At 67.2% G+C, this 21,039-nt stretch carries 19 protein-coding genes, 1 pseudogene and 1 other annotated feature; of the genes and pseudogenes, 14 read left to right on the plus strand and 6 right to left on the minus strand.

What is annotated here, in order from left to right; all coding sequences use genetic code 11:
* The first annotated feature begins 137 nt into the window (after window positions 1-137).
* The gene (locus tag BJEO58_RS05045; RefSeq protein WP_101588295.1) at window positions 138-1,325 is read left to right on the plus strand and encodes an MFS transporter; all 1,188 of its coding nucleotides are present in this window, start codon (window positions 138-140) and stop codon (window positions 1,323-1,325) included.
* A gap of 293 nt (window positions 1,326-1,618) precedes the next feature.
* On the opposite strand, the gene BJEO58_RS05050 is transcribed toward BJEO58_RS05045, so the two are convergent.
* Window positions 1,619-2,098 (minus strand): thermonuclease family protein, encoded by a 480-nt coding sequence (locus BJEO58_RS05050; RefSeq protein ID WP_180951832.1) that lies wholly within the window; start codon window positions 2,096-2,098, stop codon window positions 1,619-1,621.
* A gap of 338 nt (window positions 2,099-2,436) precedes the next feature.
* Here BJEO58_RS05050 and BJEO58_RS05060 point away from each other — a divergent pair, with 338 nt between their 5' ends.
* The 5 genes and pseudogenes from BJEO58_RS05060 to BJEO58_RS05080 form a co-directional block, all read left to right on the plus strand.
* Entirely contained in the window at window positions 2,437-3,288 is an 852-nt protein-coding gene (locus BJEO58_RS05060; RefSeq protein ID WP_101588300.1) for a hypothetical protein, read from the plus strand.
* A 282-nt stretch (window positions 3,289-3,570) separates the two neighbouring features.
* Window positions 3,571-3,885 carry a transposase gene (locus BJEO58_RS05065; protein WP_101588301.1) on the plus strand — a complete coding sequence of 105 codons (315 nt, stop codon included), beginning with the start codon at window positions 3,571-3,573 and terminating at the stop codon, window positions 3,883-3,885.
* Window positions 3,843-3,967 (plus strand) — a sequence feature (AL1L pseudoknot). It overlaps the preceding gene by 43 nt.
* Window positions 3,882-4,640: an IS3 family transposase gene (locus tag BJEO58_RS05070; protein ID WP_101588303.1), complete on the plus strand. Its 759-nt coding sequence runs from the start codon at window positions 3,882-3,884 to the stop codon at window positions 4,638-4,640. Its footprint overlaps the feature before it by 86 nt. The genes BJEO58_RS05065 and BJEO58_RS05070 overlap by 4 nt, the downstream gene beginning before the upstream one ends.
* Window positions 4,641-4,841: 201 nt before the next feature.
* On the plus strand, window positions 4,842-5,912 hold the full coding sequence (locus tag BJEO58_RS05075) for an IS110 family RNA-guided transposase (RefSeq protein WP_101588304.1): 1,071 nt from the start codon (window positions 4,842-4,844) through the stop codon (window positions 5,910-5,912).
* A gap of 16 nt (window positions 5,913-5,928) precedes the next feature.
* Window positions 5,929-6,144, plus strand: a pseudogene (locus tag BJEO58_RS05080) (integrase core domain-containing protein); the annotation flags it as partial.
* A 188-nt stretch (window positions 6,145-6,332) separates the two neighbouring features.
* Here the strand turns inward: BJEO58_RS05080 and BJEO58_RS05085 are convergent.
* Entirely contained in the window at window positions 6,333-7,676 is a 1,344-nt protein-coding gene (locus tag BJEO58_RS05085; protein ID WP_101588306.1) for a hypothetical protein, read from the minus strand.
* Window positions 7,677-7,808: 132 nt separating this feature from the next.
* Between BJEO58_RS05085 and BJEO58_RS05090 the strand changes: the two genes are divergently transcribed.
* The 3 genes from BJEO58_RS05090 (at window position 7,809) to BJEO58_RS05100 (ending at window position 9,367) form a co-directional block, all read left to right on the plus strand.
* Window positions 7,809-7,988, plus strand: coding sequence for a hypothetical protein (locus BJEO58_RS05090; protein ID WP_101588308.1), 180 nt, complete (start codon window positions 7,809-7,811; stop codon window positions 7,986-7,988).
* Between the two features lie 189 nt (window positions 7,989-8,177).
* Window positions 8,178-8,771, plus strand: coding sequence for a hypothetical protein (locus BJEO58_RS05095; RefSeq protein ID WP_101588309.1), 594 nt, complete (start codon window positions 8,178-8,180; stop codon window positions 8,769-8,771).
* Window positions 8,771-9,367 (plus strand): OmpA family protein, encoded by a 597-nt coding sequence (locus tag BJEO58_RS05100; RefSeq protein ID WP_144573787.1) that lies wholly within the window; start codon window positions 8,771-8,773, stop codon window positions 9,365-9,367. Before BJEO58_RS05095 ends, BJEO58_RS05100 begins: the two co-directional genes overlap by 1 nt.
* Before the next feature lie 30 nt (window positions 9,368-9,397).
* Here the strand turns inward: BJEO58_RS05100 and BJEO58_RS05105 are convergent, their stop codons facing one another.
* The gene (locus BJEO58_RS05105) at window positions 9,398-10,243 is read right to left on the minus strand and encodes an alpha/beta fold hydrolase (protein ID WP_219617074.1); all 846 of its coding nucleotides are present in this window, start codon (window positions 10,241-10,243) and stop codon (window positions 9,398-9,400) included.
* Window positions 10,244-10,301: 58 nt separating this feature from the next.
* Between BJEO58_RS05105 and BJEO58_RS05110 the strand changes: the two genes are divergently transcribed.
* From BJEO58_RS05110 to BJEO58_RS05120, 3 genes are all read left to right on the plus strand, one after another.
* On the plus strand, window positions 10,302-10,775 hold the full coding sequence (locus tag BJEO58_RS05110) for a MarR family winged helix-turn-helix transcriptional regulator (RefSeq protein WP_101588313.1): 474 nt from the start codon (window positions 10,302-10,304) through the stop codon (window positions 10,773-10,775).
* A gap of 150 nt (window positions 10,776-10,925) precedes the next feature.
* On the plus strand, window positions 10,926-13,697 hold the full coding sequence (locus BJEO58_RS05115; RefSeq protein ID WP_101588315.1) for an AAA family ATPase: 2,772 nt from the start codon (window positions 10,926-10,928) through the stop codon (window positions 13,695-13,697).
* A gap of 105 nt (window positions 13,698-13,802) precedes the next feature.
* Window positions 13,803-14,726, plus strand: a complete 924-nt coding sequence (locus tag BJEO58_RS05120; RefSeq protein WP_101588317.1) for a ketopantoate reductase family protein — start codon at window positions 13,803-13,805, stop codon at window positions 14,724-14,726.
* Window positions 14,727-14,791: 65 nt separating this feature from the next.
* Here the strand turns inward: BJEO58_RS05120 and BJEO58_RS05125 are convergent, their stop codons facing one another.
* Window positions 14,792-15,721 carry a LysR family transcriptional regulator gene (locus BJEO58_RS05125; protein WP_101588318.1) on the minus strand — a complete coding sequence of 310 codons (930 nt, stop codon included), beginning with the start codon at window positions 15,719-15,721 and terminating at the stop codon, window positions 14,792-14,794.
* Between the two features lie 107 nt (window positions 15,722-15,828).
* Between BJEO58_RS05125 and BJEO58_RS05130 the strand changes: the two genes are divergently transcribed.
* Together BJEO58_RS05130 and BJEO58_RS05135 are read left to right on the plus strand one after the other, a co-directional pair.
* Complete coding sequence (locus tag BJEO58_RS05130; RefSeq protein ID WP_101588320.1) at window positions 15,829-17,232, plus strand: aromatic ring-hydroxylating oxygenase subunit alpha; 1,404 nt, start codon at window positions 15,829-15,831, stop codon at window positions 17,230-17,232.
* The gene (locus BJEO58_RS05135) at window positions 17,229-18,440 is read left to right on the plus strand and encodes a flavin reductase family protein (protein WP_101588322.1); all 1,212 of its coding nucleotides are present in this window, start codon (window positions 17,229-17,231) and stop codon (window positions 18,438-18,440) included. The genes BJEO58_RS05130 and BJEO58_RS05135 overlap by 4 nt, the downstream gene beginning before the upstream one ends.
* 79 nt (window positions 18,441-18,519) lie before the next feature.
* Here the strand turns inward: BJEO58_RS05135 and BJEO58_RS05140 are convergent, their stop codons facing one another.
* Together BJEO58_RS05140 and BJEO58_RS05145 are read right to left on the minus strand one after the other, a co-directional pair.
* The gene (locus tag BJEO58_RS05140) at window positions 18,520-19,731 is read right to left on the minus strand and encodes a cobalamin-independent methionine synthase II family protein (protein WP_101588323.1); all 1,212 of its coding nucleotides are present in this window, start codon (window positions 19,729-19,731) and stop codon (window positions 18,520-18,522) included.
* Between the two features lie 149 nt (window positions 19,732-19,880).
* Window positions 19,881-21,002 (minus strand): LLM class flavin-dependent oxidoreductase, encoded by a 1,122-nt coding sequence (locus BJEO58_RS05145; protein ID WP_101588325.1) that lies wholly within the window; start codon window positions 21,000-21,002, stop codon window positions 19,881-19,883.
* Window positions 21,003-21,039: the final 37 nt, after the last annotated feature.

Raw genomic sequence — 21,039 nt, forward strand, 5'->3', positions numbered from 1 at the left:
GCCATTTTCGGCATCGGTGCCTGCCCTTCGTCTGCCTCCTCCCACAGCTCGGTGACGGGTACCTCGGCAGCCGCCCCCCGGTCGCGGGCAGTAGGGTTCCAGACGGTGGCGTCTGAACACAGGATCGTGGGGTGAGTATGGGTCGCTGGAGCGCTCGTGACAGCACTTTCGGCGCGGTGCTCATCCTCCTGCTCGGTGCTGGATGGGCGGCGAATCACTTCGCCTCCATGCTCGGGGTGCTCCGGGAGCAGGAGCACCTGAGTGATGTCCTGCTCAACGGCGCCTACGGGATCTACGCCCTGGGACTGCTCCCCTCCCTGCTGGGCGGTGGGGCACTGGCGGACAAGCTCGGTGCCCGTGCAGTGGTTCTGACCGGTGGCGCTGTTGCGGCGATCGGCAACGCGTCACTGCTCGTTTGGCACGGCGAGGCCGGGGTGTTGCTGGGGCGGCTCGTCGTCGGACTCGGCGTCGGCCTGGCGATGAGCGCCGGCACGGCTTGGGCCGGTCGACTCCGTGGCGCAGGTGGAGCGATCCTTGCCGGGATCTTCCTGACGCTGGGCTTCGCTGTGGGCCCCATCGTCTCCGGACTGCTGGCCTTCGCGATGCCGAACACTGCGGCCCTGCCCGCCCCCTTCGCGGTGACCGCGCTGTTCTCGCTCGCCACCGTGGCACTGGCGCTGGTGGTGGCCCGAGGACGCCCAGCAGCCCCTGCTGCGAGTGCCGTCGGGGTGAAGCTCACCCCCGACGCCGGACGCAGCGTCGGTCGAGCACTGTCAGCCGCCCTGCCGATGGCAGTGTGGGTGTTCAGCTGCGCAACCATGACCTTCGTGGTGCTGGCCGGGCGAGTGGCCGACCGGGTCGAATCCGGTCTGCTCCTGCCCGGGATCGCCGCGCTGCTGACACTCCTACCCGGTCTGGGCGCCCAGATGCTGGGCCGCAGATTCGGCTGGGGGCCTCGTGCAGGGATCACCGGAGCTGTTCTGGCCGCCGTGGGCATGGCGGCGGCAGGCCTGGGCGGGGCCGTACCCCCGGTCTGGCTCTTCATCGTGGCGAGCCTCGTCCTGGGCACCGCCTACGGACTGTGCCTGCAGCAGGGCCTGGTGGACGTCGAGCGCCTCAGTCCTCCTGAATCCCGCGGCACGGTGGTCGGGATCTTCTACGTCTTCACCTACCTGGGATTCGGCCTGCCGGTCCTGCTGGAGGCCCTGCTGCCCACACTGGGTGCGGCCGTCCCTCTGCTGGCACTGGCCGGGCTCGCCGTGCTGTCGGCTCTGCTGCGCGGACTGCAGCTGGTCAGGACGGGTCTGTTCCGCCAGCTTCGCTGACCGCCCCACTCGCGACTGCAGTCTCATTCGGCACCTGCGACAGCTCTCCAGAGTCGACTACGGCATCTGCGCCATTGTCCGTCTTCGTCAATTGCTGAATGGATTGCCAGCGTAGAGATCTTTCCGGCCCCCTCGGGACACTAGACCGGAAGAGCTTCTCAACGGTCCGGGCTACTTTCGGTGTGGGCGGTCTGGGAGCGCTCCCTCAGCTTTCGGGGCGACTCATCGGGATGCGGCTGTGCACTGTTGGCTGAACATGGTGCGCCTCTTTCCCCGTCGGTAGAAACCTGTCGCTACCGCATGCAGGGAGGCGGTTCCGCTTGCTGGCCCAGCCTTTCGTAGTCAGCATACCGGGCTATGTCGGTCGCGGATTCGTACACTTTCGCCAGTCCTGAGGTGAGCAACTCGGCGCCCACGTCTTGCCCGTCAGCCTCGACATAGGCCAGTGTGCGTCCGTAGCGGTCGGTCTCCGATTGCGACGGATCGGTAGTGGTCACAACATCACGACCAGCCGTCAGCTCTTCTGTGAGTGCGGTAGCTTCAGCTGCGCATTCCTCCCCGGGAGCACCGTCTCGAGCAACCTCTGGGGCATCAATGCCGAGGATTCGCACTCGCTCTTCGTTATTGTCTCGGTTCACAATGATCGTGTCCCCATCGATCACACGTACTACGGCGACCGTTTCTGTCGCTTGCGCTGACGGGAACAAGGGCAACACAAAGAGTCCGACAGTGACGGCCACAGCCAGCGGCACGACGACTACCAGCCCAGCCATGACTGTCCAGGTCCTATCCATAGTTCAGTGCTCCCGGCTGGTTCCTTCGGCTGATGAGATGACGGCAGGCAAGGCTGACTCCGGGAAATAGTTATGAAGGCGCCGGAAGTCCGCAAAATCACCATACAGGTAGACAACACCCTGGCTGTCGACGGTGGCGACGCGGCTTTCATCTCAGCCTTCGACCGCCCAATTGTCCGGTACGGCATTGTGGTTCACTTGGATAGTATTGCAGATTCGGAACGTGGAAGTCTGGAGACAGTTGCTTTGCACGAGGTCATCGAGAGTCAGTCCCTACACAAGATGCTTCGCGAATTCGATGATCGCGGGGGTTCATCGTGAACGGGCTGTTTGTACTGCTCATAGTTGCCGCAGTGCTTCTAACAACGTTGGTGGCCGCCAACAACTCGAAATCGACGCGTGCTGCCCGTGAGGGTCTCGCTGTTCAGCGTGAAAGAGAGGAGCTCGCTGCCTCCATCGAGGGTCTCGAGCGTGAGCTGGAAGTGGGTGATCACTCACCAGAAATGAAGGCGGAAGCCGCCAGCCGCGCCAAGCGGAACCGGGAAGTAGCGCGAAGGGCCGAGGCGGAGCGGGAAGCGTCCCGGCAAGCCGCGGCGGATCGAGCGGCTGTTAGGCAAGCCGAGGCTGAAGCTGCGCGGATTGCTGGCCTAAGCGCCGAGGAGCGAGAGATTGAGGCTAGAGCGCAGAGGATCATGCGCCGCGCTGCACGTCCTGAGGCTGCATGCCTCGAGGCTGCTCGAAGATCTGCCAAAGAGGAAATCAAACACCGCGCATCGTCGGAGTACCTTGAGAAGGGCCTTGCAGCCACGGACCGCCTGAAGGGCCGCGAGTTGCACCCTGTGGAGACTCGGATGTTTGATGTCGAACAAGAAATAGTCGAGTCAATTTTAGCGGGATCTGAGGCAGATAGTAGGCAAAGAGCACTCGCGTACATCAATGCCAGGACTGTCGAACTGCAACGGGACCTTGTACGCCATCAGGAAAACTTGGCACGCTATAGGAGAGCGCACGAGGCCACAGAGTACGACTCCAGCTCGGGTCAGGCTCAGTACTTTCGTCAGCGCCGTGACACTGTCGGCGAGCAGATCGATGCCCTTGAGGCCAAACTGCGAGGCGTCGCGCGTGTCCAAGGGAAAATGCGGCAGATGATGGCTGATGAGGGCGGCTAGCGGTAGACAAACCGAATGTGTCTGCCAGTCAAGCGGTCAATGCTGGTGGCTCTGCGGGCATCCGTCTCGTCGTGACGATGTTCGTCGCTCGATTCTTCGCCCGTTACATTCATTGGTAGGTCCTCAACGGAGGATCTGGTCGCTGGCCCTGGTATGGCTTTCTTGCCCTGTCACTCGATGATCCGGGGGGGGTGTTGCCGCCAGGAGTCCAGGACGCGCGTTGACTGCTGATTGAAGCGCCCTGGGTTCCGTTCCGAGTCTCTCCCGAAGGAGAATCGGAACATGCCCAAGAAGTTCAGCCCAGAGCTCCGTGATCGTGCGGTCCGCATGGTCTACGACCGGCACGCCCTCGAAGGTGGCCCCAGAGCGCAGTCGATCCGTGCCGTCGCGCCTCAGCTCGGCGTCGGCGAGGAGACCCTGCGGATCTGGTGCAATCGCTACGGCCCCGCCGAAGGAACGTCCCGCCCGCAGGATTCGCTCGAGGAGGAGAACCTCCGGCTGCGGCACGAGCTTGCCGAGGCGCGCCGTGCGAACGAGATCCTGAAGAAGGCATCAGCGTTTTTCGCAGCGGAGCTCGACCGCCCCACGACGAAATGATCCGGTTCATCGACGTGCACCGTGATCAGTTCGGGGTCGAGGCCATCTGCTGCGTGCTCAGCGCGACAGATTGTGGGTTCCTCACCTCCCGCGGCTATCGAGCCGCGAAGCAGCGCCCGAGCTCTGCCCGGGCCCTCCGCGACGAGGTGCTGATTGGTGAGATCCGAAGGATCCACGCCGAGAACTACGGCGTCTACCGGTATCGCAAGATGCACCAGGCGATGCGCCGGGCCGGTTGGGACATCGGCCGGGACCAGACTGCTCGGTTGATGAAAGTAGTTTGTCTGGAAGGGGTTCGCCGTGGCCGCGAAGCGCTCACGACTACCCCCTCGGGAGTACCCGATCGTCGTCCTGACCTGGTTGAACGGGACTTCACTGCACTTGGGCCGAACCATCTCTGGGTCGCGGACATTACCTACGTTCGCATGCCAACCGGGTTCTGCTATACCGCGTTCATCACGGAGGTGTGCACCCGTCGGCTTGTCGGCTGGGCCGTCGCGGCCAGCCTCCACACCGAGGCACTGCCGCTGCAGGCTCTCGAGCACGCGCTGCTGAGCACCCGCGCCGAGGCCTCCAGCAGCGGCCTGGTCCATCACAGCGACCGCGGCAGTCAGTACGTCTCGTTGGCCTACTCGGACGCGCTGATCACCGCCGGCGTCAAAGCATCCGTCGGCACCGTCGGCGACAGTTACGACTGTCAGTCTCTTTCTACCCGGTTCCGCAAGGATTGGGGAGTCCCGGCCGACGCGGTCTGACCCTTGCTTACGATTGGCCCGCAGGGTGCCTTTGCGTTGATCTGTCGACCGTCCGGCCGGGCACGCAGCAAGCGCTGCCGCCGGATCGGGCGTGACCTAATAGGAGCCTGGAGCAGCATGTCGAGAGCGTCCCCGTGACAGTCCTGTCCACCCGCCGGCGACAGCGTGAGACCACGCTAACCGTCAAAGGAGACAGGCACCATGAGCACACTCGAAACCGTCCACTCCGGGCACGTCGTCATCGGCGTCGATACCCATAAGCACATCCACGTCGCCGCCGTGCTCGACACCATCGGCGGCATCCTCGCTACCCTCACCGTCCCCACCGATTCCGGCGGTTTCAAGCAGCTTCTCAGCTGGGCGGACTCGTTCGGAAAGATCCTCGCGTTCGGCATCGAGGGCACCGGCTCCTACGGCGCCACCCTCACCTCCTTCCTGCGCCGACACGGACACAAGGTCGTCGAAGCCGGACGCCCTGACCGCCGCCAGCGGCGCATGGACGGGAAATCCGACACCCTCGACGCGGAAAACGCCGCCCGCTCCGTGCTCGCGGGGTTCGCGACGGTCATCCCGAAGACCGCGGACAGCGGCGTCGAGATGATCAGGCAGCTCAAGATCGCGCACGATTCGGCGGTGACCGACCGCTCCGCGGCGATGATCTCGATGAAAGCGATGCTCGTCCACGCCGACGACACACTGCGCCGAGAGACGAACCGGATGACGCCGATTAAGCTTGCTCGCCACCTCGCAGCGCTGCGTCCTCGGAACCTCGAGACGCCCTCAGACTCTCTCCGCCATTCGCTGCGGTCCCTGGCCCGCAGATGGCAACATCTGGACAGCGAGGCCAAGGAACTCAGGGAGTCGATCGAGGCGCTCGTCCTTCGCACCGCACCGCAATTGCTGGAGCAGTTCGGCATCGGCGTCGATACCGCAGCCGAGATCCTGATCGTCGCCGGCGACAACCCCGAGCGGATCCACTCCGAAGCCGCATTCGCGAAGCTTGCCGGCATCAGCCCCGTCCCAACCGGGTCCGGGATGACCAGCGGTCGACACCGCATCAACCATGGTGGGCACCGGCATCTGAACGCCGCGATCTACCGCACCGTGATCGTCCGGATGAGATTCCACGAGCCGACCATCGCCTACGTCGCCCGTCGGACCGCTGAAGGCAAGACCAAGCGCGACATCATCCGTTGCCTGAAGCGGTACGTCATCCGCGAGGTCTACCACCTCATCAAGGTCAACCCCCGCACCGGCGAGATCGCAAGTTGACAACTATAGGAGCGTCAACGCCCTCGCCGAGACCGTCAACGGCCTCTACAAGGCCGAACTCATCCATCGCCACCGCACCTGGCCGACCGTCACCGCGGTCGAAATCGCGACTCTGGACTGGGTCAACTGGTGGAACACGAAGCGGCTCCACGAGGTACGCGACTACCGCACCCCGGCCGAAATCGAAGCGACCTACACTCAACCAAAGACGACCGCGTCCGCGACCGTCTAACCACGGAACGAAACCCAGGGCGCTTCAGCGACAGTCGACCACGGCCTCGGCGCCGTTCTCCGCCTTCGTCAGGTCCACGAGGTGCATCGTCTGCCTCTGGCGCTCCGTTAGGTCGGCGAGCTCGTCGCTCACCGTGAATCGTTGGCGGCCACCAAAGCTATTCGCTTAGTTTGCAGGGACGTCTAACCTCAGTGATTGTGCCCGTCGTGGCCGGCGTGCTCACCGTCGACCACCTCGCGTACCTCCGTCACCGCCCCACTCGCCACTGCTGTCTCATTCGGCACCTGCGACAGCTCCACGGAGTCGACCACGGCCTCGGCGCCGTCCTCCGCCTTCGTGAGGTCCACGAGGTGCATCGTCTGCGTCTTTGGATCGGTGACGTAGGCGAGCTCGTCGCTCACGGTGATGTTCGGCATCGGCGTCTGCCATTCGGAAGGCTCCTCCCACTCCTCGGTGACCGGGACCTCGGCGGCGATCTCGCCCGACTCCTCGTCGATCACGCGCAGCGTGCCGTCGGTCCCGAGCACCAGGGCCTCGCCCTCCGGGCCGCGAGCCAGTGACCGGAACGAGTAGCTCGCCGGCAGATCGACGACTTCGATCGCACCTGACTCCGTGTCTGTGAGGCTGATGCGCGTGGGCCGCTCGAGCTCCGCGTCCGGATCCGTCTTGTAATCGCCCAGGACCACCGGCGACTCCGGCGATCCCGCCTGGTTGCCGAGGCGGGCGTAGTCCTCGTCGGCATCCACGTGGGTGATCTCGTCACCGTCGACGATGACGATCCCGTTCTCGCAGCCCACCGTGATGACGCCGTCTGCAGCGACGGTTTCACCGTGCACGCCGGGGCAGTCGTCCGTCCGCACGATCTCCTCGCCGTCTTCGTCCTGGACGAGGACGGTGCTGCGGGACTCCTCGGTCCCCTCGGTGAGGACGACGCTTCCGTCCTCGCGGGGGACTGCGACGCCGTGGTGCGGGTCGGGCAGCGTCTGATCGTCGGACTCGATCGCGGTCGTCGCATCCAGCCCGCTCGGATCGAAGGTCTTCACCACACCGTCGCCGTCGAAGAACGCGGCGGCGATCCCGTCGTGGACGACCAGGTGGCCGGGGTGGCTCCCCTCGACCCGCTGATCGCTGAGCACCGGATCGGTCGTGTAGGAGTGGCTGTGGTCGCCGTGCGGCTCGGACGACGTGCCGGTGTCCAGCAACCGGAACGAGTCGCCCTCCGTCAGGAAGAGGTGGCGGTCGTCGCCGGCCTGGTTGAGGCGGGTGAATCCCTGAGCGGGCAGGTCTGCCAGCTGTTCGCCGGTGATCCCGTCGAGGACCAGGATGCCGCCGTCGTAGGTGGCGGCGATGCGCGGGTTGGCGCCGGCGGCCTCGTGGGTCTCACGGTCGGACGGGTCGATGGCGGGGGCGGAACCAGCCTCCGATTCCGGTGCGGAGCCCTGGCCGCAGCCGGCGAGCAGAGCGAGGGCGGAGACGGCGGCGAACGAGGCGAACGACCGAGCCGCCCGCGTGGATTTCTTCGATGTAGTCATGCAGGCATATAACTCGCTGACCAGGAACATTGTCATAGGCGGATATGTAGATACGCGCATGTGGCCGCGCCGTCGGCTGATAGCGTCGGTCACCCGCCGTCGGCCGTTCGTCCTACACACCAGAAGGCTCCTATGCTCCGATTCTTCCTCGCCGCGCTGGTCGCCCTGGCGATCAACCTGATCATGGACCTCGGCTTCGACGCGCCCCTGCTGCTCCGGTGGGCGGTCGCGATCCTCGGGGCCGTGATCACTGTCCAGGTGTTTATGCGCTTCACACGCACGAGGGAGGGCGACCCGACGACGGGTTCCTGACGTCACCGGCAGTCGTCGCTCGCTCCCACTCGGGACAGCGCGAACCGGCCGGCATCGCCGACACTCTCCCGTCACCGACTGTTCGCCGCGCGGGAAGATGCGACGAGCCTCACGTGCTAGCGTCGAATGCATCGTCGCACCAGAGCTCCCTCTGGTGCACTGCCGGATCATTCACCGAGGTGCCGCCGCATGTCCCGACTGCAGAGAATCACCGTATCCGCGCTCTCCCTCGGACTGGTCAGTCTGCTGGGCGCCTGCTCGCTGGGCGGATCGGACACCGACGCCGAGGCGCAGGAGACCGCCGCTGCCCAGCAGTCCGGCGGTGGGGAGGGTGAGCAGGGCGAGGGATCGCCTGGATCTGCGGGTCTCGATCCGAACAACCTCCCAGACCCGATTTCCAGCCAAGAGGTCCCCGCGACGGTCGAAGGCGACCCGGACGCCACGATGACCATCGACTTCTACGGACTCGAGCGCAACGGTGAGACGCTCGTCGGCCAGTTCGGGTTCACGGTGAACGCCGATTCCGACAGGCCGCGGTGGCTCTATCACTACCTGAGCGACAGCGGCTGGCATCCGTACCTGCTCGATACGCAGAACCTGCGGAAGCACTCGGTGATCGGCGACACGCACTCAAGGGCTCAGACGGCTTATCAAGGGGCGAAGTTCGCGCCCGGCCAGACGTTCTACGCGTTCGCCGTCTTCGCTGCTCCTGAGGATGCGGACTCGGTCTCCGTGTTGGCCGTCGAAGGCGCGTCCCTCGTCACGGACGTCCCGGTTCCGTGATGCTCGCGCACTCTGCAGGACGGTCTCCCCGCTCCCTGCCCCTGCGCGCACTAGCGGTGTCAGCCGCCGTCGCTGCGGGCCTGGTGGCATCCGCCCCGGCGGAGGCGACCGACGTGCCGACGCCGGACGATTTCACGAACCCAGACCCGTCACTGCTGCGGGACAGCGTCGTCGATCTGGACCCCAACATCGTCGACCTCGACGAGAACGTCGAAGAGGCTGAGACGACGGAGTCTTCCGGCAGCGGCGCGGTCATCACCCTGGCTACGGACATCCTGTTCGAGTTCGACTCCGCGGAGCTGAGCAGTCAGGCTGCAGTCCGCATCGCAGAAATCGCCGACGACATCCCGACCGGCTCGGACGTCACCGTTGCGGGCCACACGGATTCGAAGGGCGAGGACTCCTACAACCAGTCATTGTCGGAGGAGCGTGCGGACGCCGTCGCCGAGGTCCTGGCCGAGGCCGCGGATGATCTCGAGATCGAGGCCGAGGGCTTCGGTGAGTCGGAGCCTGTCGCCTCGAACGGCACAGAAGCTGAGGACGATCCCGAAGGCCGGGCGGAGAACCGTCGTGTGGAGATCCACTACGAGGACTGAGGTACGAGGACTGAAGCGGCGGGCTGATCGTCACAGACTGTGATGGCTGAGCATGTTCGCCATCGCAGCGTTGAAAGCGGCCGGGTTCTCCAGGTTCGGGTAGTGCGCGCTGTCCGCGACCTCCGTGTACTGACCCACAGGCACGGCGTCGGCCAGGCAGCGGCCCGGGCGACGGTGATCGATGCTGTCGAGTGCCCCCGCGAGTGCGAGCACCGGCACCGTGATCCCGCTGAGTCGTTCCCAGGTTCCGGTGACCGGCGTCGGGGGAGTGGGGAGCGCTGGAAGGCCGTCATCATCGCGGGGAAGACTGCGGGACATCGTGTCGCTCACCATGGCTTCGACTGCGTCCCACACCGACCTGTCGACGTCGTCGGGGGTGCGCTCCGGTCCGTGGGAGAAGCGCATGAACGCTCTGATCCACGCGTCGATGTCTCCCTGCGCCTCCGCCTCCTTCCAGGCCTCGAGCGTCTCGAGCACCCACGGGTCGGTGAAGCTGGGCTCGCTCGTCCCCGTGCCGCTGACCACCAGTGCCGCAACGCGGGACGGGTGTTCGAGCGCGACGTCCACGGCGGTGCCGCCGCCCATGGACACTCCAGCGAGGATCGCGCGGTCGATCCCGAGGGCGTCGAGCAGCCAGGCGACGTCATCGGCGAGTCGATGCGGCGTCTCGGCCGGTGAGGACGCCCCATGTCCTCGAGCGTCCGGCGCGATGGTGCGACGACCGAGGTCCGCGCGGAGCTGGGGGCTCCACATTCTGTGGTCGAGTCCTCCCCCGTGCAGGAGGACGAGCGGCGTCTTCTCCCGCGCGCCCGGGATATCGACATAGCCCACACGGTGATCCGCCAGGTCGAGAAGCTGGACTCCTTCATCCATCATGACAACCAAGGTGTCATACGTTCCGCGAACTGACAACCCGAGTGTCATAATCGTCGGCATGAGTGGTCCACTTGGCTCCGATGCCCTCGCCGCGCGCCTGGCGGAGGTCTACGTCGAACTGGGACCGCTCTATCGCAAGGCGGCGCGCATCGTGGAGCGCGGGCAGCCGGCCATGGGGATGTCGGTCGGCGTCCGCGCCGTGCTCGACCAGCTCCGCCGAGGGGGCGAGCTCACCGTGCCCCAGATGGCGCGAGCGCAGGACCTCAGCCGTCAGTTCGTGCAGCGGATGGTCCATGACGCTCGCGATGCGGGCTTCGTCGACCTCATCGCGAACCCCGCGCACCGGCGATCGTCTCTGGTCCGCCTGACGACCGAAGGCCGTGGTGCGATCGACGCCGTGGCGGCCCGGGAGCATCGACTCATGGGGCGAGTCGGCGGCAATCTCACGCAGGCCCAGCTGGATGCGACTCTGCACGTCCTGACGTCCATGTCCGCGGCCCTCGACGAGATCGATCGGGATGCACGTCCCTGATCGGCGCGTGCGGGCTGCAGTGTGCCGTCAGCGGTGTGACCGGACGATGGGACCTCTCACCTGCGACTAGTGTGCTGGGTGGACGCACCCGTTCGGCCTTCGAGATCGTCTCGCACTGTCTCCGCAACCTCTCAGACCAGGGATCACGCCATGTCAACACACTCGACGACTGCTTCACGACTGTCCGGCGACGACATCGCCGTCATCGCCTCCGGTCGGCCGTATCTGGGCGGATGGGGCGTGGGCGCTCCGTGGATGCTCACGGACGAGTCGATCGCAACGCTCCGCGGGCAGATTCTGAGCATGGCGACCCACGAGCATGCTGATTGCGTCGACGGTGGGGACGCCGGCTTCGGCATCCTGGGCAGCGTCCCACCGCTCGTCCAAGTGACCGCGTACATGTTCGAGGCGCTGCAGGGCCCCTGCGTCATCTTCGATTCGGCCGCGCACGCAGCCATCCTCGCCGATTTCAAGGAGTCGGGAATCGCGACGCGGCGAAGTCTCAGCATCGTCATGTGGGCTCCGAACTTCAACTGGCTGACGGTCGCATGGCAGATCCTTCGCGTGCGCAACGACATCTCCACGACCGCGCACATCCTCAAGGACGTCCTCGAGATGCTTGCGGGCGTCCCACCCGTGGAGGACGCGGCTCGAGAGGGCATCAGGCTCATCGATGCGGTGCTCGAATCGGTCCCCGTCGCGCGTCTGGATTCTGCGACGGACGACGAACTCGGAGAGATCTTCGCCGGTGCGCTGGACGAGCAGGGTGCGACGGCCCTGCCGAGCCTTCGCGGGCTGCCGTTCGAACTGGAGCTGCTGCGCGGACGCAGGGAGCAGGCGGCTGCCGCGCTGGAGGAGTCGGGCATCGTCCTGCCGTCGCTCGAGGATCTGCTGGTCACTGAGCTCATCGACGCCGGTGCTGAACTTCTTCCTGAGCTTCGGCCCGCACTCGGAGGACAGACGTACATGCGGCTGCGTGAGCGGGTGGCGGCCGGGGAGCGTGCGGACGTCGACCGTTCCGCGATCTCGAACAGCCTGGCCCGCGCGATCCGTGAAGGCGAGGCCGGGGCGGCGCTCCAGTGGACGACGTGCACGTTCCGCCTGCTCTGGGCGGCGCTGTCGTCAGCCGGCGATGCGTCCATGCCGCGGACGATCGCACTGGAGGACTTCGCGGATGACCTGGTCGATGTCCGCCGGTCGCTCCAGGAGCCGAAGGAGTCGGCCGATGTCCCGACAGAGGACGTCGACGGCGGTCGGGCAGCGACAGCCGATGCGTCGGCCTCGACCGACCCGTGGGCGAGGCTCGATCGGATGATCGGCCTGACCGGGGTCAAGGAGACCGTGAGGCGCGTGCTGCGGGGGACGGAGCTCGCGCAGCGACGGCGTGAAGCAGGTGTCCAGCTCGAGTCGCCTGCGCGACATCTGCTCTTCCTCGGCAACCCGGGCACCGGGAAGACCGAGGTCGCTCGCGTGATCGGGGAGATCTACCGGGACCGCGGTGTGCTCCGCACGGGGAAGCTGGTCGAGACGTCGCGCGCGGACCTCGTCGGGGAAGGGATCGGGGAGACGGCCCCCAAGGTGCGCAAGCGCGTGGCCGCAGCGCTCGGCGGGGTGCTCTTCATCGACGAGGCCTACACCCTCAATGCCGACGACGGCCGCAGCGACTACGGCCAGGAGGCCGTGAACGAGCTGATGACCCTCATGGAGACTCACCGGGACGACCTGGTCGTCATCGCCGCGGGCTATCGCGAGCAGATGCAGACGCTGCTGCGGGCGAATCCCGGCCTCGAATCGCGCTTCGGCAACCGTGTGATCTTCGATGACTTCACCGACGATGAGCTGGTCGAGATCTACGGGAAGCTGGCTGCGGATGCCCATCTGACGCTGGAGGAGGGTGTGCTCAAAGAGGTCCGGTCGGCTCTGCCGAGGAAGCGCACCCCGCGGTACGGCAATGCCCGCGAGATGCGGCGACTCTTCGAGGCGACGATCGAGCGTCAGGGTATGCGGCTCAGCGGACGCCTGAGCGAACTCACCGACGAAGAGGTCCGGGCAGTGGCCGTTGCGGACGTCCGCGAGGACCGGAAGGACGATGAGCAGCGCCACCGGATCTTCACCTCCGCGAAGCGCGATCTCGACGGCCTGGTCGGACTCGGTCGGATCAAGCAGGAGGTGGAGGGCCTCGTCGACGAAGTGCGTCTGGAGGAGACCCTGCGCGGATCGGGTGTGGAGATGAGCGACGATGCGCGTCACATGCTCTTCCTCGGAAACCCCGGCACGGGGAAGACCGAGGTGGCACGGATCCTCGCCCGGATCTTCCATGGGCTCGGGATGCTGTCACAGGGCCACCTCGTCGAAGTCCACCGTTCGGACCTCGTCGCCGGTTACATCGGTCAGACGGCGCTGAAGACGGAGGCGAAGGTGGAGTCCGCGATCGGCGGGGTGCTCTTCATCGACGAGGCCTACAGCCTCGCCTCAGAGAGTGATCACGATTTCGGCGGTGAAGCGGTCGACAAGCTGCTGACGTACATGGAGGACTACCGCGAGGATCTGATCGTCATCGCGGCCGGCTACGGTCCGGAGATGGACGACTTCCTCCAGTCGAACACGGGAATCGCATCGCGCTTCCCCATCCACCTGACCTTCCCCGACTACTCGGACGACGAGCTGATGAATGTGCTCGTACGGTTCGCGCAGGCGGAGAACCGCGTGGTGGAGGCGGAAGCGATCAGCGTGGCCCGGACGCTCCTCGCGGAGAAGCGGGAGCAGCCGGGGTTCGGCAATGCACGCGACGTCCGCACGCTGTTCGCATCGGCGAAGCGTCATCAGATCAGCCGGTTGGCCGACGAGGTCCAGGTCGGGACCGTCACGTCGGAGCAGCTGAGGACGCTGCTGCCGGTCGACTTCAGCCGCGCTCAGCTCTGATCCCGCCGGTGCCTCACAGGGCGGACCAGCCCCGCAGCAGGCGCGGCGTGCGGTTATCCTCGTGACGTTCGGTGGCCGAGGGAGTGGGGCGAAGGAGTGGGGACGATGAAGATCCTGATCGTGGGTGCGGGAGCGACCGGTGGGGCGTTCGGCGCCAGGCTCCTCCAGGCGGGACGAGACGTGACCTTCCTGGTGCGGAAGCGCCGCGCGGAGGTGCTCCGGTCCGAGGGACTGCGCTTCCGCGATCCGGAGGGGGAGCACCAGCATCACGTCAACGCGATCACCGCGGTCGACGGCACGTACGACCTCGTCGTCGTCGCGGTGAAGGCGCCGGCACTGCCGGCGATCATCGAGCAGATCCGACCGGCCGTGCACGAGAAGACGCTGATCCTCCCGCTCCTCAACGGAATGCGGCACATCGATCAGCTGGCCGCGGCGTATCCGGGCCAGGCGATCGGCGGGATCGTGAAGATCGTCGGAACGATCGACGGATCGGGGGCCGTCGTGCAGAAGACGTCCATGAGCGCGATGACCATCGGGGCGCTGGACGGCCGTGAGCTGCCCGCCGACGTGCAGGGCGTCTTCGACGTTCCCGGTGTCTCCTTGGCCGTGGTCGACGACGTGCTCGCCCGTCTGTGGGAGAAGTGGGCGTTCATCGCATCCGCAGGGGTGGTGACGTGCCTGTTCCGCGGAGAAGTGGGTGACATCATCGCGGCGGGCGGGGAGGCGCTCGTCCTCCAGGCGATCGCGGAAGCCGAAAGCGTCGCTGCGGCCGCGGGTCACCCGGTGGCGGAGGAGAGCCACGCACAGGGCGTGGAGTTGCTCACGGCGCCCGGTTCTCCCTTCACCTCATCGCTGTACCGCGACCTCCAGCACGGAGACCCCCAGGAGGCCGAACACATCCTCGGCGACCTGGCGGCGCGTGCCGCGGCGTATGGTGTGCCCACTCCGCTGCTGGATGCCACGGTCGTCCAGCTGCGCACACACGAGCGGGCACGGGTGCGACAGCTGCAGCCGTCAGGACTGTGACGCGACTGCCTGCAGCGCCTGCTGGAGCGTGCTGAACCCGGTCAGGTCCGCATCCGATGCGGGGGTCATCCCCGCGGCCGTCGCGTCTCCTCGATCTCCCGCGCCGACTCGTCCAGTGCGGCCAGCGCGGCCGCGACCATCGGCCTCCTGTCGCTGCCGCGCCTGATCCCCGTGAGGATGCGCCGGGAGGGCACCGGATCGCCGGTCAGCGGCACCCGCACCACGTCGTGGCCGGCCGGCAGCCTCGCCAGCCGCGGCACCAGGGAGACCCCCATGCCCGCAGCCACCAGCGCGGCACCGGTCTCCCACTCACGGATCAGGTGCGCGGCCACCGGCTGGAAGCCCGCGGCGGCGCACGACACGGCGACCAGCCGGTGATACGTCGACCCGGGCTTGTCCATGATCCAGTCCTCGTTCGCCGCGGCGACGAGCGGCACCGCAGATTCCCGCGCCAGCCGGTGGTCTGCCGGGACCAGCAGATCCAGGGGATCGGACAGCAGATCACGCTGCTGGAACCTCGGATCGTTCCGGGCGGGCAGGGGCTCCGTCGCTACGACCACGGCGACGTCCGCCCGCTCCGCCAGCAGCAGTTCGAAGCACTCCTCCGGGTCCGCCTCGATGATCCCGATCATGCTCTCCGGGAATGCGCGACGCACGGCTCCGGCCGCCGCAGGCAGGAGGGAGCCCGCCGCGGTGGAGAACCCGCACAGCCGCAGCGCGTCGTCCTGGTGCTCCTCACCCGCCTCGAGGATCTCTCCGCGCATCTGCTCCCAGCGAGCGGAGAGCTCGTGCGCGTGCCTCAGCAGCACGGTGCCCGCGTGGGTGAGCCGCATCCCGCGGCCGTGCTGCTCGACGACCACGACCCCGAGGTCCTCCGACAGCGTCTTGAGCTGGTGCGACACCGCTGACGGCGTGTACGACAGCGCCCTCGCCGTCGCGGTCACCGTCCCCGTCTCCGCCACCATGCGCAGCACCGTGAGCCTTCGATCGATCATGCAACCATTTTGCACCTTCTCATCGAATTGCGTTCGCTTCTCTTTCCGATGGCGCGGGCGGACACTGGAAGCACAGCCACTGCATCGAGGCAAGGAGGGCATCGACGATGACGACGATCCCCAGGGCCGGCGCCCACACGAATCCACCCACCACGGAAGCGGCCACCACTGCCGAGGCGGCCGGCACCTCCGCGGAATCCTCGGCCGCCGTCGCCGGCAGGTGGGCGCACGCTGTCGCGGACCGCCGGGCCGGTCACTCACTGGAGGGGCCGTTCTACACGGACCCGGACTTCTACCAGCGGGACCTCGAAGCGGTCTTCCACCGGTCGTGGATCTTCGCCGCCTCCGTCGCCGAACTCCCCGAACCCGGTGACTATGTCACCCTCGACATCGGCAGGGCCTCCGTCATCCTCATCCGCGACGATGACGAGCGGATCCGCGCCCACCACAACGTGTGCCGCCACCGCGGGGCCCGCCTCCTCACGGACGCGTCCGGCTCCGTCGGCAACATCGTGTGCGGATACCACCAGTGGACGTACTCGCCGGAGGGGGACCTGCTGCACGCCGGCGCTCAGGCGCCGGACTTCAACCCCGCCTGCTTCTCCCTCCTGTCCGTGCAGGTGAAGGTCGCAGCGGGCCTGATCTTCCTCTGCCTCGCGAAGCACGCGCCAGACGACATCGAGGATGTCGCCGCACGCATCACCCCCTACATCGCGCCGCATGCGCTGGAGCGGACCAAGGTCGCGTTCCAAGAGGACATCGTCGAGCAGGCCAACTGGAAGCTCGTCATGGAGAACAACCGCGAGTGCTACCACTGCGAGGCCGGCCATCCTGAGCTCACCTGCACCTTCTTCCCCACGTACGGGTACAGGGACGACGAGATCCCCACGCGGCTGCTCCCGGCGCACGATCGCTGCCTGGCCGCCGAACAGCTGCTGTCGGTCAACGCCGCCCGCAACGGTCTGCTCACCGAGCCGATCGAGGAGCTGAGCGGGCGGGCCACCGGCTTCCGCATCCAGCGCGAGGCCCTCGACGGCGCCGGGGAGTCGTACACGAAGGACGGTCGTGCGGGCTCGCGGAAGCTGCTGGGGGAGTTCGACACCCCCGTGCTGGGGCGCCTGTCCCTCCACGTCCAGCCGAACTCCTGGTTCCACTTCCTGGGCGACCACGTCGTGACGTTCTCGCTGGTCCCCCTGAGTGTCGACCGCACGCTTCTGCGGACCACCTGGCTGGTCCACGAGGACGCGGAGGAGGGCGTCGACTACGACCTCCCCCACCTCACCGAGGTGTGGCACAGGACGAATGAGCAGGACGCCCAGCTGTGCGTCCGCGCGCAGTGGGGCGTGAGCAGCCCGGCCTACGTCCCGGGCCCGTACGCCCCGCACGAATACCAGGTCGAGGAGTTCATCGCCTGGTACATCGAGAGGCTGCGTGCGTACGGCGGGATCGACGCGGACGCGGCGGGCGCGGCGGGCACGGCGGGCGCGGCGACGGAGGAGGCGGCACGATGACGACGATGTACGACGGCGGAGTGCCGACGACCGAGGTGCCCACGGGTGGAATGCCCGCGACCGTGCCGCTCCGGACTCCGACCCCGGGGTCCGGGTCGTGGTCGCCCGGCGATCCCGCGGCGCTGCCGCGCGATGCATTCACCGGGGACCTCGTCTGCACCGCGCTGACCCCGATCACCCACGACGTCCTGGACGTGACCTTCCGCCCCTGCGAGGGCGGCACCCTGCCGTTCTCACCGGGCCAGTACTTCACGTTCACGTTTCCGCAGGTGGGCGTGGACCGCTGCTACTCGGTGAGTTCGACGCCGTCACTGGGCGTCGAGGGCGTCGAGGAGTTCTCGATCACGGTCAAGAAGGTCCCCGGCGGGCCGGTGTCGACGTTCCTGCACGAGCAGTTCCGCGTCGGTGACACGGTCCGGGCCGATGGCCCGTACGGGGTGTTCGGCTCCGACGTCCGCCCGGGTGCGGGTGCGCTCTACCTGTCCGCGGGCAGCGGGGTGACGCCGTTCCTGTCGATGATGCGCGCCAGGCGGGCTTTGCTGGAGTCGGGCGAGCGGTCGCTGCCGCTGTGGTCGAGCGTCGTGCACGTGCATGCCGCGCACTCGCCTGCGGACCTCGTGCACCGGCAGGAGGTCACGTCTTTGTCCGGTCGTGACGAGACGACGTTCGTCCCGGTCTGCTCGCAGGATTCCGCCGCCGAGGCCTGGTCCGGCGTGCGCGGCCGCCTCACCGCGTCGACGCTGCGGGTCCTGGTGCCCGACGTCGCGGACCGTGAGGTGTTCGTCTGCGGGCCGACCGCCTATAGGGAGGCGGTGCTCGCGATGCTCGTGGACCTGGGCGTGCCCGGCGCACGGATCCACACCGAGTCCTATGTGTTCGGCGAGACGGTGCGGGTGCCGACCACCGGCGACGGTGCCGGGGGCGGGGAGGCGACGACCGCCTCGGCGGCGGTCTTCTCCGTGGAGTTCCGCGGCGCCGGCTGCACGGTGCAGTGCCCGCAGGGGATGACGATCCTGGAGGCGGCACGGGAGGCGGGGATCGCCCACCCCTCCTCGTGTGCGGAGGGCGTGTGCGGCACGTGCAAGGCGACGAAGGTCAGCGGTGAGGTCGAGATGGACCACCAGGGCGGGATCCGGCTCCGCGAGGTGCGGGAGGGCAGGATCCTGCCGTGCTGCTCGGTGCCGGTGAGCGACGTCGTCATGGAGTGAGGGTGCTGCTGCCCCCACGCAGGGGAGGAGCCCCCGGCCACGCGTGGCCGGGGGCTCCTCCGACAGCTGGATCTCCGGGTCAGGCCGCCACGGTTCGTGCGAGCCGGGCGGAGGCGAGCTCCGTGCCTGCGACCAGAGCCTCGAGCTTGGCCAGGGCGATCTCCGGGTGCACGCGGCCGCCCAGTCCGCAGTCGGTCGATGCGACGATGCGCTCCGGTCCCACCAGCCGGGCGAAGCGCTCGACCCGCTCCGCCACCAGCTCCGGGTGCTCGACGACGTTCGTCGAGTGGGACACGATGCCGGGGATGATGTACTTGTCCTCCGGGAGGGCGACGTCCTCCCAGATCCTCCACTCATGCGCGTGCCGCGCGTTGGCCGCTTCGAAGGTGATGCCGGCGGCGTTGATCGACAGCACCTGGTCCACGATGACGGAGAACGGCAGGTCCGTCACGTGGGGACCGTGCCACGATCCCCAACACGTGTGGACGCGGACCTGCTGAGGGTCGATCCCGCGCAGCGCATAGTTGAGCGCGTCGATGCTGAGCTGCGTGAACGCCCGGTACTCCGCCGGAGTCGGCTCCGGGTTGATCTGGTCGAAATTCTCCGCCAGCGAAGGATCGTCGATCTGCACGATGAGTCCCGCATCAGTGATCGCCAGGTACTCCTCGCGCAGCACATCGGCCCACGCCCACACGAACTCCTCGTACGACGAGTAGTGCAGGTTCTCGACGCGTGCGGCCGATGCCGGTGAGAGGGAGTTGAGGAAGCCGCGGGACTCCTCGTACCCGGCGCGCTGCAGCCCCTTCTTGAGGTTAGTGATGTCGCGTGCGACGGCGTCATGGCCCGCGTAGGAGATCGGACCGATCGCCTGCGGGAACCCCGGCTGGCTGCCGGTGTCCGTGCCTGCGTCCGGGTCGCTGTACGCCCTGGGGAACAGATTGCGGTCGCGCCGGTCCGCGAAGCTGGTGAGGCGGATGTTCCCGGGCTCGCTGCGCTGGACCGGGAGGTTCCACAGCCCTTCGCCGGAGATCTCCAGTCCGTTCGTGCGGTTGAAGGAGTAGTGCCACCATGCGCCGTAGTCGAACTCCGAAGCCATCGCATGGCCGTACTCGCCGTCGTTCGGCTCAGTGATCCCGAGGTCCTTCTGCTTCTGCAGCAGGTCCACGACGCTTCGCGTGAGCAGCGCGTCGAACTCCTCGCGCCCCTGCGCGGTGCCCGCGGCATTCGCGGTGAGGAGCTCCGTGGTGCGTGGCAATGATCCGGCGTGTGAGGTGCGGATGGCATCGGACATGATTCTCTCCTTGTGTACCCGGTTACCCGGCTAGGTGTCTTGGGTGCTGACTTGAAAACATCACAGGCGGACGGTGGGGAGCGCGATGATCGTCATGAACGGTCCTCGTGGGTCATATGCGGTCACGTGACCTCGGCCCGTGGCCCTGTTCAGTGATGTGCGAGGACTCGCTCGGTCGGCTGGCGCTCCTCGATCCCAGCGCGGAGGCGGGGGAGGAGGAGCTCGCCCCAGTCGTTGACGTCCCCCAGCTGGTCGAAGCCGCGGATGAGGAAGTTCTCCACCCCCAGGTCCCAGTACTCCAGCAGAGCATCGGCCACCTGCTGGCCGGTCCCCACGTGACCGCTCGAATTGCCCTGGGGCCCCATGAGCTTCGTGATGCCGAACCACAGCCGCTCGTCGTGCACGTCGCGTACGTGGGCGAGGTGCTGCAGCCGGTCGGCGGACACCGCCGTGGTCTCCTTCGCCGCCTTGTGCTTGAGCCGCAATGAGTTGTTCTCGAGGCCAGCCTCCTTGTTCGCGCGCGCCTTCTCAAGGTAGGTGTCCGCCTTCGCCCACGCCGCCTCCTCTGTTGCGGCCACCACAGGGCGCGTGGACAGTGAGAAGGTCAGCCGGTCGTTGCCCGTGGCGGAGGCGACCTTCCGGATCGCCGCCGTCCGATCCGCCACCTGTGCCTTCGACTCACCGAAGAGCGCATACACGTCAGCGTGCTCCCCGCCCACGCGCACCGCATCGTCAGACAGCCCGCCGAACCAGAGGGGGATGCCGTTCGGCTGCACCGGTCCGACCGAGCTGTGGGCGCCCTCCACCCGATAGTGCTGACCGGAGTAGTCGAAGGGCTCGTCGGCGCCCAGCGCCCGGCGCAGCACGTCCATGAACTCCGCGGTCCGTCCGTAGCGTTCGGGCTTGGTGGAGAAGTCGCCGTCGCGCGCCTGATCCGCGTCCGATCCGCCGGAGATGTGGTGGACCGCGACTCGTCCTCCGCCGCTGAGCTGGTCGAGCGTCGCAAGCTTGCGTGCGAGCACCGTCGGAGAGACGAACCCCGGACGATGGGCGATGAGGACTCCGAGGCGCTCGGTCGCCTGCAGGACGGCGGACGCGACCGCGAAGCCGTCCGGCGCCGCGGACGAGTATCCGATGAGGACGCGATCGAAACCGGCGGTCTCATGGGCGCGCGCGAATTCGCGGATCCAGCCCGGGTCGACTGCGGGGCCGGTCACGGGATCGGTCTCCGATCCTCGCTGGGAGGAGATCATTCCGAGTATCTCTGCCATGTCGTGCTCCTTCGGTGGGGCGTTGCAGGGGGATGGT

Origin of the sequence: Brevibacterium jeotgali, from assembly GCF_900169175.1 — a bacterium.
GTDB lineage: Bacteria > Actinomycetota > Actinomycetes > Actinomycetales > Brevibacteriaceae > Brevibacterium > Brevibacterium jeotgali.

Bases quoted from the DNA above. Each gene is read 5' to 3' on its own strand.
- BJEO58_RS05045 (WP_101588295.1), top strand. From the start codon at position 138: ATGGGTCGCTGGAGCGCTCGTGACAGCACTTTCGGCGCGGTGCTCATC.
- BJEO58_RS05050 (WP_180951832.1), bottom strand. From the start codon at position 2,098: ATGGCTGGGCTGGTAGTCGTCGTGCCGCTGGCTGTGGCCGTCACTGTC.
- BJEO58_RS05065 (WP_101588301.1), top strand. From the start codon at position 3,571: ATGCCCAAGAAGTTCAGCCCAGAGCTCCGTGATCGTGCGGTCCGCATG.
- BJEO58_RS05070 (WP_101588303.1), top strand. From the start codon at position 3,882: ATGATCCGGTTCATCGACGTGCACCGTGATCAGTTCGGGGTCGAGGCC.
- BJEO58_RS05075 (WP_101588304.1), top strand. From the start codon at position 4,842: ATGAGCACACTCGAAACCGTCCACTCCGGGCACGTCGTCATCGGCGTC.
- BJEO58_RS05085 (WP_101588306.1), bottom strand. From the start codon at position 7,676: ATGACTACATCGAAGAAATCCACGCGGGCGGCTCGGTCGTTCGCCTCG.
- BJEO58_RS05090 (WP_101588308.1), top strand. From the start codon at position 7,809: ATGCTCCGATTCTTCCTCGCCGCGCTGGTCGCCCTGGCGATCAACCTG.
- BJEO58_RS05095 (WP_101588309.1), top strand. From the start codon at position 8,178: ATGTCCCGACTGCAGAGAATCACCGTATCCGCGCTCTCCCTCGGACTG.
- BJEO58_RS05100 (WP_144573787.1), top strand. From the start codon at position 8,771: ATGCTCGCGCACTCTGCAGGACGGTCTCCCCGCTCCCTGCCCCTGCGC.
- BJEO58_RS05105 (WP_219617074.1), bottom strand. From the start codon at position 10,243: ATGATGGATGAAGGAGTCCAGCTTCTCGACCTGGCGGATCACCGTGTG.
- BJEO58_RS05110 (WP_101588313.1), top strand. From the start codon at position 10,302: ATGAGTGGTCCACTTGGCTCCGATGCCCTCGCCGCGCGCCTGGCGGAG.
- BJEO58_RS05115 (WP_101588315.1), top strand. From the start codon at position 10,926: ATGTCAACACACTCGACGACTGCTTCACGACTGTCCGGCGACGACATC.
- BJEO58_RS05120 (WP_101588317.1), top strand. From the start codon at position 13,803: ATGAAGATCCTGATCGTGGGTGCGGGAGCGACCGGTGGGGCGTTCGGC.
- BJEO58_RS05125 (WP_101588318.1), bottom strand. From the start codon at position 15,721: ATGATCGATCGAAGGCTCACGGTGCTGCGCATGGTGGCGGAGACGGGG.
- BJEO58_RS05130 (WP_101588320.1), top strand. From the start codon at position 15,829: ATGACGACGATCCCCAGGGCCGGCGCCCACACGAATCCACCCACCACG.
- BJEO58_RS05135 (WP_101588322.1), top strand. From the start codon at position 17,229: ATGACGACGATGTACGACGGCGGAGTGCCGACGACCGAGGTGCCCACG.
- BJEO58_RS05140 (WP_101588323.1), bottom strand. From the start codon at position 19,731: ATGTCCGATGCCATCCGCACCTCACACGCCGGATCATTGCCACGCACC.
- BJEO58_RS05145 (WP_101588325.1), bottom strand. From the start codon at position 21,002: ATGGCAGAGATACTCGGAATGATCTCCTCCCAGCGAGGATCGGAGACC.